Below are 15,395 nucleotides of genomic sequence, written 5' to 3'. Positions count from 1 at the left end.
GTCGCAGGCCAGTCGATCGAACGTGGGATTCGTCGCGCCTCCGGCGCTTCCGGGGTCTGTGATTCGGCCGTCACGGCCCTCCCGGGACTCGTCACGGCCTGTCTGGGTTCAGGTGCTGAGCGCTCCGCGTGATCCGGGGTTCACGGCCGCCAGTAACCCAGCGCGTTCACGCGGTCCTTGGGCAGGCCCAGCTCCTTGCGGAGGTACGTCGACAGGGTGCGGGTGGTCGAGGTGTCGCAGGCGACCCAGACGTACGCGTCCGAGGGGTCCGCGCCCAACAGCCCCGGGAGGGCCGCTCGTACCTCGGCGACCAGGTGCGCGCCCGCCTCGCGGCGCTCCACGTGGTGCAGGGTGTGGTGGGCCTCGTCGAGGCGAAGGGGCAGTTTCCGGTCGTCCTCGTCCGAGGTCTCGAACCAGATCGTCGCTGCGGTCCCCGGGGCCGCGTCCAGCAGTGAGTTGATCGCCGGGAGGGCGGCCGGGTCACCGATCACGAAGAGCCGTCGTGGCGCGGGATCGGGCAGGGTGAAGCCGGTGCCCTGGAGGGTCGCGTCGATCGTGTCACCGGCCTCGGCCGTCCGTGCCCAGTCGCAGGCGGGCCCCTCGTGGAGGGCGAACTCCAGGCTGAACGTCCCCGCCGCGGGGTCCGGATCGACCAGGGTGTAGGCGCGCTGATGAGGCTTGCCGGCCTTCTCGAACCAGAGCCGGACCCACATCGTGGGGTGCGCTCCGCCGGTCGCCGCCAACAGTCCGCCATCGGTCACGTGCACCCGGCGGAACCGGTCGGTGACCTGCTCGGCGCCGGTCACGGTGAACGTGAAGTCCCGTCCCCGGAACAGTTTGAGAACGACGCCTTCCCAGCCATGCCCCACGGTGTGCTCCCCGCCCTCTCCGTAGCTCCGGCCCTCTGCCCAGAGCTTCACTTTAGGTTAGGCTAACCTAAATTTGACTGGCGGGGGAGTGGCTGAGAACCACCGGAGCAGGGGGATGGGCAGAACGATGACCGCTGACGTCGACGGCGACAGACCGGGCGAGGGACGGAACGGGCCGGGGCGTGCCGACGGGGACCGGAAACGGCCACGGGGCGCGGGACCGGAGGATGCCGGGGGCCCCGAACGCTTCGAGGTGTTCCGGGACGACTGGGGGATACCCCACCTCCGTGCCCCCGACGCCCTCGCTCTCGCCCGTGCCCAGGGCCACACCGTCGCTCTGGACCGGGCCTGGCAGCTGGAGACCGAGCGCCACCGGCTGCTCGGCACCACCGCCTCCTACCTCGGCGCGGCGGCCCTCGACCACGACCGGTTCGTCCGGCGGGCCCGGCTCGCCGACACCGCCCGCCGCTGCTACGCCCGGCTGGCGCCGGAGACCGCCGCCTGGGTGGACGCGTACGTGGCCGGGGTAAACGAGGGGCTCGCCGAAGGAGCGTCCCTGGCACCGGAGTTCGCCACCGCCTCGCTCACCCCGGGCCGCTGGGAGCCCTGGACCCCGCTCGGTGTCTGGCTCTCCACCCACATCCTGTTCGCGGGGTTCCCCACCAAACTCTGGCGCGAAGAGGTCGCCCGCCGACTCGGCGAGGACCGGATGACCCTCTTCGCCACCGACGGCCCCGGCACCGCGGGCAGCAACGGCTGGCTCCTCACCGCCGCCCGCACCACCACCGGCGCCGCCGTCATCGCGGGCGACCCGCACCGCTTCATCGAGGACCCGGGCGTCTACCAGCAGATCCGGCTCGCCTGCCCCGAGTTCGACGTCGTCGGCCTCGCGGTCCCGGGCGTCCCCGGCATCGCCCACTTCGGCCACACGGGAGGCGTCGCCTGGGCCATCACCAACGCCATGGCCGACTACCAGGACCTGTACCGGGAGCAGTTGCGCCGGACCCCGGAGGGCGCGGTGGAGGCGCTGGGCCCGGACGGCTGGTACCGGGCCCACGCCCACCTCGAGACCATCGAGGTGGCGGGGAGCGCGCCGGAGACCGTCGAGGTGATCGAGACCGACCGGGGCCCGGTGATCATCGGAAACGCGGAGGACGAGGGCGCACGGGACGGGGGTCCCGTCGCAGGCACGGGGGACCGGTGTGCCGACCAGGACGTACCGGAGGAGCCGGCTCCAGGGGCGAGGCAGCACGAAGCCCTCGCCATCAGCCTCCGCTGTCCGCCCCGCGTCACCGGTGATCTGGGGTTCGACGCGCTGCCCGCGCTGCTCCGGGCCCGGACGGTCGCCGATCTCGACACCGCCCTCGACCGCTGGGCCGAACCGGTCAACGTGGTCCTGGCCGCCGACACGGCCGGAGGGACCCTGCACCGGACCGCCGGACACGTCCCGGTCCGCCCGTACGTCAACCGGCTGCGGGTCGTCCCGGCCGAGGACCCCGCGTACGCCTGGCGCGACGGGGAGAGCGTGCCTCTGCCCCGTACCGCGGTCGACAGCGCTGCCGGGATCGCCGTCATGGCCAACGAGCGCGGCCTCGCCGCCCCGCTCGGCGTGGAGTTCGCGCCCTCGCACCGCGCGAACCGGATCCGCGCGCTGCTCGCCGCCGTCCCGCGCCGGTCGCCCGCGGACATGGCCACCGTTCACACCGACACCCGCCTCGCCTCCTCGCGCCCGTTGCTCTCCCTGCTGGCCCACGCTCCCGGTCTCGGTCCCGCCGGCGCACGCCTCCGCGACCGGCTGCTGCGCTGGAACCGCCACATGGACGCCGACAGCACCGACGCGACCCTCTACGCGCGGCTGCGCACCGACGTCGTCCACCGGCTGGCCGCCCATCCCGCCCTGAAGGACCTCACCGGGGCCGCCGACCCGTGGCGCTCGCCCGCGTATCCACCCCTCTTCCGTCCCTGGCTCGCCGCCGTCCCGCGCATCGGCTACGCGCTGGAGACCCTGCTGAGCGCGGGATTCCTGCCCTACGAGGACCGGCTGGCGGTGGTCGCAGCCTCGGCCGACGCGGTGGCCGGGGCGGCCGAGGAGACCCCGCCCGGCGCCTGGGGCGACCTGCACCGGCTGTCCCCCTGGCAGGCTCTCCCGGACACGGACACCAACGCGACGCCCTGGCCGGGACTCGCGGGCGACCACGACTGCGTGCTGTCCACCTCCAGCGTCCCCGGCCTCACCGACCTGTTCGCCCGGGGCCCGGCAGCCCGCTACGTCTGGGACCTGGCCCGCCGCGAGGACAGCCGATGGGTCGTGCCGTTCGGCGCGTCGGGCATCCCCGGGTCCGCCCATCACCGCGACCAGACGGCGCTGTGGGCACGGGGAGAACTCGCCCCGGTCGTCACCGACTGGAACCGGCTCCACCGCATGCCGTCCCGTACCACCCCCCAGCCCGAGAAGGAGCCGACCGTGACCGCGACCGGACCCGCCGAGACCGCCCCACCCGCCCCCTCCGTACCCGCTCTCCGCCCGGCCGTGCACGAGCACAAGGTCGAGGGGTTCGGCACCGTCCGCCTGGTCCGGGTCGACCCGGCGGCCGACAGCGGGCTGCTGCACCGCTGGGTCACCGGGGAGCGGGCCCGCTTCTGGGGCATGGCCGACCACACCCGCGAACAGGTCCGGGAGATCTACGAATTCGTCGACTCGCTCCCCACTCACCACGCCTACCTCGCCCTGCGCGACGGTGTCCCGGCAGCACTCTTCCAGACGTACGAGCCGGACGCCGACCCGGTGGGAGAGTGCTACGACGTACGGCCCGGAGACATCGGTGTCCATCTGCTGATCGCCCCCGCCGACGGGCCGGAGCACGGCTACACGACGGCGCTCATGGCGGCGCTTCTCACCCATGTCTTCAGGGATCCGGACTGCCTGCGAGTCGTCGTGGAGCCCGACGCCCGCAACGAGAGGGCGATCGCCCGGATGGTCCGGGCCGGCTTCGAACTGGGCCCGGAGATCGACAAGCCGGAGAAGACGGCCCGCCTGGCGTTTCTCACCCGAGAGGTGGCGCTGGGACCGGTCTGAGGGCTGTCCCGCGCCCCCCCGGGCGACGATGGCGGTTCGACGACGGGCCCCGGGTCCTGTTGATCCGGGCCCGGCCCGGATCCGCGAGCGCCGGGCGGCACCTCGGCCGGCCGTGGGCGAACGCCTCGACGGCGCTGAGGGGAGCCCGAGGGGCGTGCGCCGCTACCGGGGGTCCGCCTCGTCCCGGTTCAGTTCGCCGCCCGCCCGGAAGAGCCGCCTGGCGACGGCGTGACCGTGTCCGGCGGCCATCCGGAACCACGGTTCCGCCTCCGTGCGGCCGCGCCGCGCCTCGACCAGGCGGCCCAGCTCCCACATCGACTCCACGTCACCGGCCTGTGCCGCCTGCCGCAGCAGCCGTTCGGCGGTGTCGGGGCGGCCCCGCGCCCGCGCGGTCAGGGCGAGCGTGCGCAGCTTGCGTACCGCCCGCGCGTCCCCGGCGGCGGCCGCGGCCGCCAGTTCGCGCGGGTCGGCCGGGCGGCGGGAGCGGTTGCGGAGGAGCAGCAGGACTCCGAGCACCCACATGATCCAGCTCAGGCCGATCAGTGTGCCGTTGCCGGTGATCACTCCGGTCAGGCTCAGCGCGCCGCCCGCGGGCAGCAGGAAGTACCCCAGACCCATCGCGTCTCCTCATTCGTGGTCGTACGGCATACCTTGGCCCTTCGCAGGCGTGGCCGCACGGCACGCACAGCACGTATGGGACGCACGGCACGTATGACACGCACAGCACGTGTGGCACGCATGACGCGCTGACGGACGACGGAGGTGTTCTCGATGCGGATCTCCACAACGATCTTCCTCACCGACGAGACGGTGACACCGGTCAGACTCGCCCGCGAACTGGAGCAACGGGGGTTCGCCGGGCTGTATCTGCCCGAGCACACCCACATCCCGGTGGACCGGCGCACCCCGTACCCGGCGGGCGGCGAGCTGCCCCGCGAGTACGGTCGCACACTGGACCCCTTCGTCGCCCTCGGTCAGGCCGCCGCGGTCACCGAACGTCTCGCACTCGGCACCAGCATCACGCTGATCGCCCAGCACGACCCGATCGACCTGGCCAAGCAGGTGGCCACCCTGGACCATCTGTCCGGCGGCCGGTTCACCCTCGGCATCGGCTACGGCTGGAACGTGGAGGAGGCCGCCGACCACGGGGTCCAGTGGTCCACGCGCCGGGAGCTGGGCCGCGACCGGATGGCGCTGATGCGAGCCCTGTGGGCGGACGAACCAACGGCGTACGAGGGGGAGTTCGGCTCCGTACAGGCGAGCGAGGCCCACCCCAAGCCGGTGCGGCGGCCGCGCGGACCGGTCAACGGGCCGCGCACCCTGATCGGCGGCGGGGCGGGCCCGAAGCTGTTCGCGCACATCGCGGAGTACGCGGACGGCTGGCTGCCCATCGGCGGCCGGGGCCTCACCGAGTCCCTGCCCCGGTTGCGGGCGGTCTGGGAGGCCGCCGGGCGCGACCCGGAGGCCCTCCAGGTGGTGCCGCACGCGGTGCTGCCGAGCCCGGGAAAGCTCGCCCACTACGCGGATCTGGGCATCGAGGAGGTCGTCCTCCAGCTGCCCCCGGCGAAGGAGCTGGAGGTGCTGCGCGCTCTGGACGCCTACGCCGCGTACCTGTAGCGCGCGAGTCGGCCGCCTGCGGAACCCGCCCACCGGGAGAACGCGCCCCCACCTGGACAACGCGCCCACCGGGGGCCCCGGTGCGGCCGCGTCCGGGTGACCGGGCCGGCGCAACCGGGCAGGGCCGCAGGGCGTCCTCTTCTTTCGGGCGACCGCGAAAATCTCCGGGACCGCGAACGCGGGCCCGCTCCGTGTGGGGGAGTGACATGAACAGGCCGTTGCGGCACATAGCCATCTTCTGCGGGCTGCTGGTACTGGCCCTGCTGCTGCGGGTGAACTGGCTCCAGCACGTGGACCGCGTGGAGCTGGCCCAGCACGAGAAGAACGCCCGGGTCCGGTTCGAACGCTTCGCCACCCCGCGCGGCGACATCGTCGTCGGCGGCAAGGCGATCACCGGCTCGAAGGAGACCGGGAGCACGGACTACGCCTTCCGGCGCACCTGGAAGGAGGGGCCGATGTACGCGCCCGTCACCGGGTACGCCTCCCAGGCCCAGGGCACCTCGCTGCTGGAGCGCACGTACGACTCCATCCTCAGCGGCCAGGACGACCGCTTCGCCTTCCGGCACGCCAAGGACGTCCTGACCGGGCAGCCCCGGCAGGGCGGCGACGTCATCACGACCATCGACGCGAAGGCGCAGAGGGCGGCCTACGACGGGCTGACGGACCTGGGCGCCCGGGGCGCGGTCGTCGCCCTGGACCCGCGCACCGGCAAGGTGCTGTCCCTGGTCTCCACGCCCTCCTACGACCCCGGGGTCTTCGCCGGGATCTCGTTCAAGGAGAGCGACCGCTTCAAGTCGCTCCTCGACGACAAGAGCAAGCCACTGGCCAACCGCCCGCTGCGCGAGACCTTCCCGCCCGGCTCCACCTTCAAGATCCTCACCGCCGCGGCGGCGCTGGAGCACGGTGTGGTGACCGACGTGGACGCCCGTACGGACGCGGAGTCGCCGTATCCGCTGCCGCTGTCCACGAACCGGATCGGCAGCGAGGCGGGGGACGCGGTCTGCTCCAAGGCGTCGATGAAGACCGCCATGCAGTTCTCCTGCAACAACGTCTTCCTCGACGCGGCGGCCGAGCTGGGCGAGGACCGGATGCGGGAGACGGCGGAGAAGTTCGGCTTCAACGAGGACGTGTACTCCGAGGACTTCGGCGACCTGCTCGCCACCAGGAGCCTCTACCCGCAGAAGCTGGACAAGCCGGGAACGGCCCTCACCGGCATGGGGCAGGGCAGCCTCACCAGCACCCCGATGCAGATGGCGATGGTGACCGCCGCCCTCGCCAACGACGGCAAGCTGATGCAGCCCTACCTCGTCGACGAACTGCGCGGCCCCGATCTGTCCACCCTGGAGAAGAACGACCCGCGGGAGATGAGCCAGGCCGTCTCGGCCGAGACGGCGAAGAAGGTCCAGGAGATGATGGAGCACACCGCGAAGGAGGGCAGCGCCCAGCGCGCCCTCATCGACGGGGTCACGGTCGGCGGCAAGACGGGCACCGCCCAGCGTGGCGTGAACGTCCGCGACGAGGTCCCGTACGGCTGGTTCGTCAGCTACGGCAAGAAGGACGACGGCCGCTCGGTCGCGGTCGCCGTCTTCATCGACCCGACGGACATGGACATCTCCCGCTCCGACATCTCCGGTGGCCGCCTGGGCGCGCCGATCGCGAAGAGCGTGATGCAGGCGGTGCTGGGGGACTGAGGGGCTCTACCGGATCGATCTCAGCACCCCGCGCCGCACCCCCTTCGGCTCCCCGCCCGCCGACACGTCCCGACCCGGCGCGTCCGTCGCCGTCTCCCGGCCCGCCGCCCCCGGAGCTGACGCCCCCGCCGGGCCCGGCCCCGCCACCTCGGCCGGGTCCTTCAGTGAAGCCAGCTCCGTCAGCGCGCCGATACGGAAGTCCGCCGTCTCCACCACGTCCGGGTGGTCCGCCCACCAGTGCCCGTAGGGGCCGCGTCGCAGATGGGCCGTGCGCAGGCCCGCCGCCGCGGCCGGGAACAGGTCCTCGGCCGGGTGGTCGCCCACGTACAGCGTCGCCTGCGGGGCCGCGCCCGCCACCGTGGCCACCCGGGCGAAGAACTCCGGGTCCGGCTTGCGGACACCCCACTCGTCCGAGGTGACCACCAGGTCGGCGGGCAGGTCCAGCGCCCGCAGCAGCTCCCCGGTCCGTGCCGTGCCGTTCCCCGCCACGACGACGCGGACGCCTGCGGCCCGCAGGTCGCCCAGCGCGGGGCGGACGTCCTGGTAGAGGTCCGACTCGTCGAGGTGGTCGCCGCGTCCGGCGGCGACGCGGGCGGCGTAGGCCTGGTCGACGTCCATGTCGGGCCGCAGGATGCGCAGCGCGTCCGTGGCGTCGCGGCCCTGGGCGACGACCGCGCCCACCAGGGCGCTGAGGGTGTGCGCCGGTACGCCGAGCCAGTCGGCCCAGGACGCCCAGTGCCGGCCGTCGCGTACGAGGGTTTCGTCGATGTCGAGGACGATCGTTTCCATCACCGTCCCGACCCTAGGCGGGTGTCGCCCCGGGCCGGGGCAGCGCCACTCCTGAGCGCTCCGTCTTCCTGTCGTCCTCGGGCTGAGGCCCTGGTCCGGCGTACGCGCCTCGCTCGTATGCTCGGTTCATGACCGATCCCGATCCCGTAGCCGATCCCCCGAGCGGACGCCCCACCTCCAACGCCATGCGGCGCGCGCTCAAACGGGCCCGCGACGGAGTCGCCCTCGATGTGACCGAGGCCGCCGTCCTGCTCCAGGCGCGCGGCGAGGACCTGACGGATCTGGCCGCGTCCGCCGCCCGCGTCCGCGACGCCGGCCTGGAGGCGGCGGGGCGGCCGGGCGTGATCACCTACTCGCGCAAGGTCTTCATCCCGCTCACCCGCCTCTGCCGTGACCGGTGCCACTACTGCACCTTCGTCACCGTCCCCGGCAAGCTGCGCCGCGCCGGGCACGGCATGTTCCTGTCCCCCGACGAGGTGCTGAAGATCGCCCGCGAGGGTGCGGCGATGGGCTGCAAGGAAGCGCTGTTCACGCTGGGCGACCGCCCCGAGGACCGCTGGCCGGAGGCGCGGGAGTGGCTGGAGGCGGAGGGGTACGACGACACGCTCGCGTACGTACGCGCCATGGCGATCCGGGTCCTGGAGGAGACGGGCCTGCTGCCCCACCTCAACCCGGGCGTCATGACCTGGACCGACCTCCAGCGCCTCAAGCCCGTCGCGCCCTCCATGGGGATGATGCTGGAGACGACGGCGACCCGCCTGTGGTCCGAGCCGGGCGGCCCGCACCACGGCTCCCCGGACAAGGAACCGGCGGTGCGGCTGCGGGTGCTGGAGGACGCGGGCCGATCCAACGTGCCGTTCACCACCGGCATCCTGATCGGGATCGGCGAGTCGTACGAGGAGCGCGCCGACTCCCTCTTCGAGCTGCGCAAGACGGCCCGCGCCTACCACGGCGTCCAGGAAGTCATCGTGCAGAACTTCCGCGCCAAGCCGGACACGGCGATGCGCGGGATGCCCGACGCGGAGCTGGAGGAGCTGGCCGCCGCCATCGCGGTCGCCCGGCACATCCTCGGCCCGTCCGCCCGCATCCAGGCCCCGCCGAACCTGGTGGACGCCGAGTACGCGCTGCTCATCGGCGCGGGCATCGACGACTGGGGCGGGGTGTCCCCGCTCACCCCCGACCACGTGAACCCCGAACGCCCTTGGCCGCACATCGACGAACTGGCCGAGCGGACAGCGGAGTCGGGCTTCGCCCTCCGTGAACGCCTGACCATCTACCCGGAGTTCATCCAGCGCGGCGAACCCTGGCTCGACCCCCGCCTGCTGCCGCATGTGCGCGCCCTGGCCGACCCGGAGACGGGCCTCGCCCGCGAGGACGCGATCCCGGCCGGACTGCCCTGGCAGGAGCCCGACGAGGGCTTCACCGCCTTCGGCCGCACCGATCTGCACACCACCATCGACACCGAGGGCCGCACCGGCGACCGCCGCGACGACTTCGACGAGGTGTACGGGGACTGGGAGGCGCTGCGGGAGGCGGCGGCCCCCGGCATGGTCCCGTCCCGTCTCGACGCCGATGTGCGCCAGGCGCTGAGCCAGGCCGCCGACGACCCGACGAAGCTCACCGACGACCAGGCCCTCGCCCTGCTCCACGCGGACGGCCCGGCGCTGGACGAGCTGTGCCGGATCGCGGACGCGCTGCGGCGGGACGTGGTCGGCGACGAGGTCACGTACATCGTGACCCGGAACATCAACTTCACCAACGTCTGCTACACCGGCTGCCGCTTCTGCGCCTTCGCCCAGCGCCGCACCGACGCCGACGCGTACACCCTCTCCCTGGACCAGGTCGCGGACCGGGCGGCGCAGGCGTGGGACGTGGGCGCGGTCGAGGTCTGCATGCAGGGCGGCATCCACCCGGACCTGCCCGGTACGGCGTACTTCGACATCGCGCGGGCGGTGAAGGACCGCGTGCCCGGGATGCACGTCCACGCGTTCTCCCCTATGGAGGTCGTCAACGGCGCGACCCGCACGGGCATGTCGGTCCGCGACTGGCTGACCGCCGCCAAGGAGGCCGGTCTCGACTCGATCCCCGGTACGGCGGCGGAGATCCTGGACGACGAGGTCCGCTGGGTCCTCACCAAGGGCAAACTGCCCACGGCCACCTGGCTGGAGGTGATCAGGACCGCGCACGAGGTGGGGCTGCGCTCCTCCTCGACGATGATGTACGGGCACGTCGACCAGCCCCGCCACTGGCTGGGCCACTTCCGTACGCTGGCTCAACTCCAGCAGGAGACGGGCGGCTTGACGGAGTTCGTCACGCTCCCGTTCATCCACACCAACGCCCCGGTCTACCTGGCGGGGATCGCCCGTCCCGGCCCGACCGACCGCGACAACCGGGCGGTCACGGCGATGGCCAGGCTGCTGCTGCACCCGCACATCACCAACATCCAGACGAGCTGGGTGAAGCTGGGCACGGAGGGTGCGGCGGAGATGCTCCGCTCGGGCGCCAACGACCTGGGCGGCACCTTGATGGAGGAGACCATCTCCCGGATGGCCGGGTCGAGTTACGGCTCCTACCGCTCCATCCAGGACCTGAAGGCCATCGCCGACCTCGCGGGCCGCCCCTCCCGCCCCCGGACGACCCTGTACGGCGAGGTCCCGGCCGAACGCGTCACGGCGGCCACCGCCTCGGACGGACACCTGCCGGAACTGCTGCCGGTGCTGCCGAACTGAGACGCGGCGCCCGGTGGGGGAGGGGCCGCCCTCCTCACCGGGCGCCCGCGGTGCGGGTTCAGGGGCGGCAGCCCTCGGCGGCCATGGCGACGGGCAGCTGGGAGCGCAGGAACTCCTCCAGGGCGCGGCGGCGTTCCTCGGTGTTCTGGGGGCGGTCGACCCCGTCGAGATCGAGGACGTACTGCCGCTTCCGCCCCTGGTAGGTGCAGGCCCGGACGGCCATCGCCCCGTGGTCCGCGATGGTCGCGCCGTCCCCCCGGCGGGTGCTGACCGTGCGCCGGGAGGAGGCCGAGGGCGGCCCCGCCGTTTTCTTCTGTCATGAGCCGGGCAAGTCTCGCGGGAGTCGTCCCTGTCGTGACGTGCCGGTGAGTCAGGAGTGAGGAAAACGTGGGAACGCCATCCGAGTCGGGGTTCATCCGTGGAGGCGGCCAGGACGGCGGCGCGACGGCTCCGGCCGCCGCCGTACTTCCCGTCCGCAACCGCGGCAAGCGCGGCAACCGCCACGCCACCCGCACCGCCGCCGCCCTGGCCGCGGCAGCACTCCTGGTGCTCGGCACCGCCTCCGCCGCCCACGCGGACCCGCCGCGGAACCTGCCGCAGAACGCCGGGGGTTACGAGCAGTCCTTCTCGCCCGCCTTCGACTACGACGGGGACGGCTGCTACGCCACCCCCGCCATCGGGCCGGACGGCACCCTCGCGCAGGGGCTGAAGACGACAGGTGCGATCAACGGCAGCTGCCGGGACCAGTGGGACCTGGACAACTCCCAGACGTACGCCCGCTCCATGTGCAACAACGGGTGGTGCGCCATCGTCTACGCCAGCTACTTCGAGAAGGACCAGGCCGTCCACGGCAGCGGGCTCGGCGGGCACCGTCACGACTTCGAGCACGTCATCTCCTGGGTCAACCAGGCGTCGAACCAGGTGGATCACGTCTCCACCACCCAGCACAGCACCGTCAAGACCTACCCGCGCTCACAGGTGCGGTTCGACGGCTCGCACCCCAAGGTCGTCTACCACAAGGACGGCCCGAGCACGCACTTCTTCCGCCTGGCCAACGGCAACGACGAGCCGCCGGAGAACCACTACGGCACCTGGCGCTACCCCCCGATCGTGGGCTGGGACGGCTTCCCCAGCGCGGAGTTGCGCGACAAGCTCATGAACGCCGACTTCGGAGCCGCGACCATCAAGGTCACCGACAAGGACGACCGGTTCCGCAACCTGCTCGCCAACTCCAAGCCGGCGGGCATCCCCTTCGACCCCCGGGCGTGAGCCCGGGGACCGCCGCCGAGTGAACCGTGCGTCTATTGACTTTCGATAGCTATCGATCGAAACTCGATAGATGCACAGTCTCCTGGTGGCGCTCCTCCGTATCGGCATCGCGGCCGCGGTCCTCTTCGGCCTCTTCGCCCAAGCTGTAGTCATCCCGACGACCGCGGCCGACGAAGTGGACCTCTTCCCTGCGTACGAGCCCTACGCCCTGCCGTACGTCGTCGCGTCGATCCTCGGCGTCGCCTGCGTGCAGGTCGCCCTCGGGGCGGTCTGGACGCTGCTCGCGATGGTCGAGCGGGACGCCATCTTCACGCGTTCCGCCTTCCGCTGGGTCGACACCGTCATCGGCGCGGCCGTGGTCGCGACCGGCATCGCCCTCGGCGCCTCGGTCCACCTGACCTTCGACACCATCCCGTCGCCGGACGACGGCATGAACGCCGAGGGCGCGCTGCTCGCGGCCCTGGCGTGCGTGGCGGTGGGTGCGGCGTTCTCCATGCTCATGGTCATCATGCGCACGCTGCTCGGCAAGGCGATGGACATGCGGTCAGAGCTCGCCGAGGTCATCTGATGCCGATCGTGGTCGAGATCGACGTTCTCCTGGCCGAACGGAACATCTCGGTGGGGGAGTTCGCCGCCGCCGTCGGCATCACCCCCGCCAATATCGCCGTGCTCAAGAACGGCCGGGCGAAGGCGGTGCGGTTCGCGACGCTGGAGGCGATCTGCCGCGTACTGGAGTGCCAGCCGGGCGACGTCCTGCGGTACGTGCCCGACGAGCCCGACGGCGGGGCCGGGAGGGGCGGCGGGGCCGAGGCGTGAGAGCCGCACCCGTCCGGCCGCTCTTGACGGGCTCGCGCTGACAGACTGGCGCCATGCCGTCGTCGCCCGCTCCCCGCCGCCTCTCCCTCCAGCAGATCGTCGAAGGGCAACGCCGAGCCGCCTTCGTCGGACGCGAGGCCGAAATCGACCTGTTCCGCGGCAACTTCAGCATCCCGCCCGAAGATCCCCGGCACCGGTTCGTCTTCCACGTGCGGGGCAACGCGGGCGTCGGCAAGACCTCGCTCGTACGGGAATGGCGCCAAGTGGCCGGGGAGTTGGGGGCGCTGACCGCGTCGGCCGACGAGAGCGCCGACTCGGTGCCCGACGTACTCGCCGCCGTCGCCGCGCAGTTCGCCGAGCAGGGGTACCCGCTCAAGGCCCTCGACCGGCTGCTGGCCACCCATCGCCGCGCGCTCCACGAGGCGGCGGGCCGGCTCGCGGCGGACAACGAGGGCCCGGGTGCCGGGCCTTCGGCCGGGGCGCTCGCCGCCGCGCAGGCCGGACTGATGGCGGCCGGGGCGATACCGGTCGTCGGGGCACTGGCCGGGGGCATCGACCCCGCGGTCGTGGCGCGGGGCGCGGGCGGGCTGCGGGCGGTGTTCGGCGGGCGGGCCCGGCAGATGGAGGAGGCCCGGCTGCTGGCGGAACCGGTTGGGGTCCTCACCCCGGTGTTCGTCGCCGAACTCGACCGGGTCGCGGACGCCGTGCCCTGGGTCGCCCTGTTCCTGGACACCTACGAACGCACCGCGCCCCAGCTGGACCGGTGGCTGGCGGACCTGCTGACCCCGGGGCGGTACGGCGAACTGCCCGCCAACCTCGTCCTGACCCTGGCCGGCCAGCGCCGCCTCGACCCGGTGCACTGGGGCGACCGGGGCCGCCTGGTCGCCGACGTGCCGCTCGGGCCGTTCACGGAGGAGGAGTCGCGCCAGCTCCTGTACGGACGCGGGGTGGTGGCGGAACCCGTCGTACGGGAGGTGCTGCGGCTCTCCGGCGGGCTGCCGGTCCTGGTGTCGACGCTCGCCGCCAACCCCGGGGCGGCCGGGGAGGCGAACGCCACCGCCGTCGAACGCTTCCTGGCCGGGGAGAGCGACCCGGTCCGCCGGGCGGCGGCCCTCGCCTGCGCGCTGCCCCGCCGGTTCGACGAGGACCTGGTCGCCGCTGCCGTACCGGACGCGTCCCACGCCGTCCCCGGGCTCTACGACTGGCTGCACGAACTGCCCTTCGTCGCCGAGCCGTACAGCGGGCGCTCCCGGTACCACGCCGTCGTGCGGGCCCCGATGCTCCGCCTCCAGCGCACGGGATCGCCCCGGCGGTGGCAGGCGGCCCACGACCGGCTGGCCGAGGCCTTCGCCGCCCGCCGGGACGCGGCGGCCGAGGGCGTCGACCCGGAGCGGCTCTGGGCCGAGCAGCCCTGGCGCCGGGCCGCCCTGGACGTGCTCTACCACCGGTTGTGCGCCCGCCCCCGCACCGCGCTGCCCGAGGCCCTGCGCGCCGGGATCGAGCTCTGCGCCCAGCGGCCGTCCCGCGCCCGGCACTGGGCGCGGACCCTGGTGGACGCGGGCGAGGACGCCGACGACGCCGTACTGCGGGAGTGGGGCCGGGACCTGCTCGCCGCCATCACCGACCACGGCCCCCGCCCCACCGCCGCCCTCGGGCTCCTGCTGACCCGGGCCGAGCTGACCGACACCGACCGGGCGGCCGCCCTCGTGGCGCGGGCCTGGGACCGGTTCCGGGCCGGGGAGCTGGACGCCGCGCTCTCCGACCACGGGCGGGCCGTCGCCGTGGACCCGCGCAGCGAACGCGCCCACCAGGGCCGGGCGGTGATCCTGCGGTCGCTGGGCCGCTACGAGGAAGCCCTCGCCGACCTGGACCGGGCCGAGGAGATCGCGCCCGCGTGGGCCTGGGCGGTGCGGGAGCGGGGCGAGACGTACCGGCGGATGGGCCGCCTGGAGGAGGCCCTGACCGTCCTGGACCGGGCGCACACCCTGGACCCGGCCGACGCGGTGCCGCTGGGCAGCCGGGGTCTGGTCCGCCATGTGCTGGGCCGGCACGAGGAGGCGCTGGACGACTTCGACCGGGCGATCGCCCTGTGGCCGGAGTACGCCTGGGCGCTGGTCCGGCGCGCCCGGGTCCGCACGGTCCTGGGCGATCCGGTGGGCGCCCTCGCCGACCTGGACCGGGCCGAGGAGCTCGACCCCGGCCGGGCCGGGACTGAGGGGGAGCGGGGCGAGGTGTACCGGGCGACGGGCCGGTACGAGGAGGCCGTCGCCTGCTACGACCGGGCCCTCGCCCTGGACCCCGGCTACGCCTGGGCGCACGGCAGCAGGGCCGCCGCCCTGGAGGCCCTCGGCCGCATCCCGGAGGCCCGCGCCGACCTGGACCGGGCGCTGGAGCTGGACCCGTCCTACGGATGGGCCCGCGCCCACCGGGAGCGGCTGGGGCCGGTGTGACGGGGCGGCCGCGTGGCCGGTCCGGTTCGTGCACCCGTGACGGCGGGGTCTGATCCGGGAATCGTGCCGGTGCCGGCGGATCGGCGTAT

Annotated in this window: 12 protein-coding genes; 8 read left to right on the top strand and 4 right to left on the bottom strand. The window is 73.4% G+C overall.

Annotated elements, in window-relative coordinates; translation table 11 throughout:
- Positions 1-140: 140 nt before the first annotated feature.
- Positions 141-869: a siderophore-interacting protein gene (locus ACIRRU_RS03070; RefSeq protein WP_403675632.1), complete on the bottom strand. Its 729-nt coding sequence runs from the start codon at positions 867-869 to the stop codon at positions 141-143.
- A gap of 127 nt (positions 870-996) precedes the next feature.
- Between ACIRRU_RS03070 and ACIRRU_RS03065 the strand changes: the two genes are divergently transcribed.
- The gene (locus ACIRRU_RS03065; RefSeq protein WP_403675376.1) at positions 997-3,945 is read left to right on the top strand and encodes a GNAT family N-acetyltransferase; all 2,949 of its coding nucleotides are present in this window, start codon (positions 997-999) and stop codon (positions 3,943-3,945) included.
- Positions 3,946-4,107: 162 nt separating this feature from the next.
- On the opposite strand, the gene ACIRRU_RS03060 is transcribed toward ACIRRU_RS03065, so the two are convergent.
- A complete protein-coding gene (locus tag ACIRRU_RS03060; RefSeq protein ID WP_403675373.1) occupies positions 4,108-4,563 on the bottom strand; it encodes a sel1 repeat family protein in 456 nt (151 codons plus the stop codon).
- A gap of 153 nt (positions 4,564-4,716) precedes the next feature.
- On the opposite strand from ACIRRU_RS03060, the gene ACIRRU_RS03055 reads away from it, so the two are divergent.
- Positions 4,717-5,562, top strand: a complete 846-nt coding sequence (locus ACIRRU_RS03055; RefSeq protein WP_403675370.1) for an LLM class F420-dependent oxidoreductase — start codon at positions 4,717-4,719, stop codon at positions 5,560-5,562.
- Positions 5,563-5,768: 206 nt separating this feature from the next.
- A complete protein-coding gene (locus ACIRRU_RS03050) occupies positions 5,769-7,253 on the top strand; it encodes a peptidoglycan D,D-transpeptidase FtsI family protein (protein WP_403675368.1) in 1,485 nt (494 codons plus the stop codon).
- 6 nt (positions 7,254-7,259) lie between these two features.
- On the opposite strand, the gene ACIRRU_RS03045 is transcribed toward ACIRRU_RS03050, so the two are convergent.
- The gene (locus ACIRRU_RS03045; protein ID WP_403675629.1) at positions 7,260-8,042 is read right to left on the bottom strand and encodes an HAD family hydrolase; all 783 of its coding nucleotides are present in this window, start codon (positions 8,040-8,042) and stop codon (positions 7,260-7,262) included.
- Positions 8,043-8,170: 128 nt separating this feature from the next.
- Here ACIRRU_RS03045 and ACIRRU_RS03040 point away from each other — a divergent pair, with 128 nt between their 5' ends.
- Positions 8,171-10,771 (top strand): bifunctional FO biosynthesis protein CofGH, encoded by a 2,601-nt coding sequence (locus ACIRRU_RS03040; RefSeq protein ID WP_403675366.1) that lies wholly within the window; start codon positions 8,171-8,173, stop codon positions 10,769-10,771.
- A 58-nt stretch (positions 10,772-10,829) separates the two neighbouring features.
- Here the strand turns inward: ACIRRU_RS03040 and ACIRRU_RS03035 are convergent, their stop codons facing one another.
- Positions 10,830-10,994 (bottom strand): hypothetical protein, encoded by a 165-nt coding sequence (locus ACIRRU_RS03035; protein ID WP_403675363.1) that lies wholly within the window; start codon positions 10,992-10,994, stop codon positions 10,830-10,832.
- A gap of 164 nt (positions 10,995-11,158) precedes the next feature.
- Between ACIRRU_RS03035 and ACIRRU_RS03030 the strand changes: the two genes are divergently transcribed.
- The 4 genes from ACIRRU_RS03030 (at position 11,159) to ACIRRU_RS03015 (ending at position 15,306) form a co-directional block, all read left to right on the top strand.
- A complete protein-coding gene (locus tag ACIRRU_RS03030) occupies positions 11,159-12,040 on the top strand; it encodes an NPP1 family protein (protein WP_403675361.1) in 882 nt (293 codons plus the stop codon).
- A 70-nt stretch (positions 12,041-12,110) separates the two neighbouring features.
- Complete coding sequence (locus tag ACIRRU_RS03025; protein ID WP_403675359.1) at positions 12,111-12,608, top strand: DUF2975 domain-containing protein; 498 nt, start codon at positions 12,111-12,113, stop codon at positions 12,606-12,608.
- A complete protein-coding gene (locus ACIRRU_RS03020) occupies positions 12,608-12,856 on the top strand; it encodes a helix-turn-helix domain-containing protein (protein WP_403675356.1) in 249 nt (82 codons plus the stop codon). Before ACIRRU_RS03025 ends, ACIRRU_RS03020 begins: the two co-directional genes overlap by 1 nt.
- Before the next feature lie 53 nt (positions 12,857-12,909).
- Positions 12,910-15,306, top strand: coding sequence for a tetratricopeptide repeat protein (locus ACIRRU_RS03015; RefSeq protein WP_403675353.1), 2,397 nt, complete (start codon positions 12,910-12,912; stop codon positions 15,304-15,306).
- Positions 15,307-15,395: the final 89 nt, after the last annotated feature.

Source organism: Streptomyces sp. NPDC101181 (assembly GCF_044767975.1).
Lineage (GTDB): Bacteria > Actinomycetota > Actinomycetes > Streptomycetales > Streptomycetaceae > Streptomyces.
This window is presented reverse-complemented; position numbering and strand designations above follow the sequence as displayed.

Coding starts and splice junctions, on each gene's coding strand:
- ACIRRU_RS03045 (WP_403675629.1), bottom strand. CDS start 8,042: ATGGAAACGATCGTCCTCGACATCGACGAAACCCTCGTACGCGACGGC.
- ACIRRU_RS03050 (WP_403675368.1), top strand. CDS start 5,769: ATGAACAGGCCGTTGCGGCACATAGCCATCTTCTGCGGGCTGCTGGTA.
- ACIRRU_RS03065 (WP_403675376.1), top strand. CDS start 997: ATGACCGCTGACGTCGACGGCGACAGACCGGGCGAGGGACGGAACGGG.
- ACIRRU_RS03060 (WP_403675373.1), bottom strand. CDS start 4,563: ATGGGTCTGGGGTACTTCCTGCTGCCCGCGGGCGGCGCGCTGAGCCTG.
- ACIRRU_RS03055 (WP_403675370.1), top strand. CDS start 4,717: ATGCGGATCTCCACAACGATCTTCCTCACCGACGAGACGGTGACACCG.
- ACIRRU_RS03015 (WP_403675353.1), top strand. CDS start 12,910: ATGCCGTCGTCGCCCGCTCCCCGCCGCCTCTCCCTCCAGCAGATCGTC.
- ACIRRU_RS03025 (WP_403675359.1), top strand. CDS start 12,111: ATGCACAGTCTCCTGGTGGCGCTCCTCCGTATCGGCATCGCGGCCGCG.
- ACIRRU_RS03035 (WP_403675363.1), bottom strand. CDS start 10,994: ATGGCCGTCCGGGCCTGCACCTACCAGGGGCGGAAGCGGCAGTACGTC.
- ACIRRU_RS03020 (WP_403675356.1), top strand. CDS start 12,608: ATGCCGATCGTGGTCGAGATCGACGTTCTCCTGGCCGAACGGAACATC.
- ACIRRU_RS03040 (WP_403675366.1), top strand. CDS start 8,171: ATGACCGATCCCGATCCCGTAGCCGATCCCCCGAGCGGACGCCCCACC.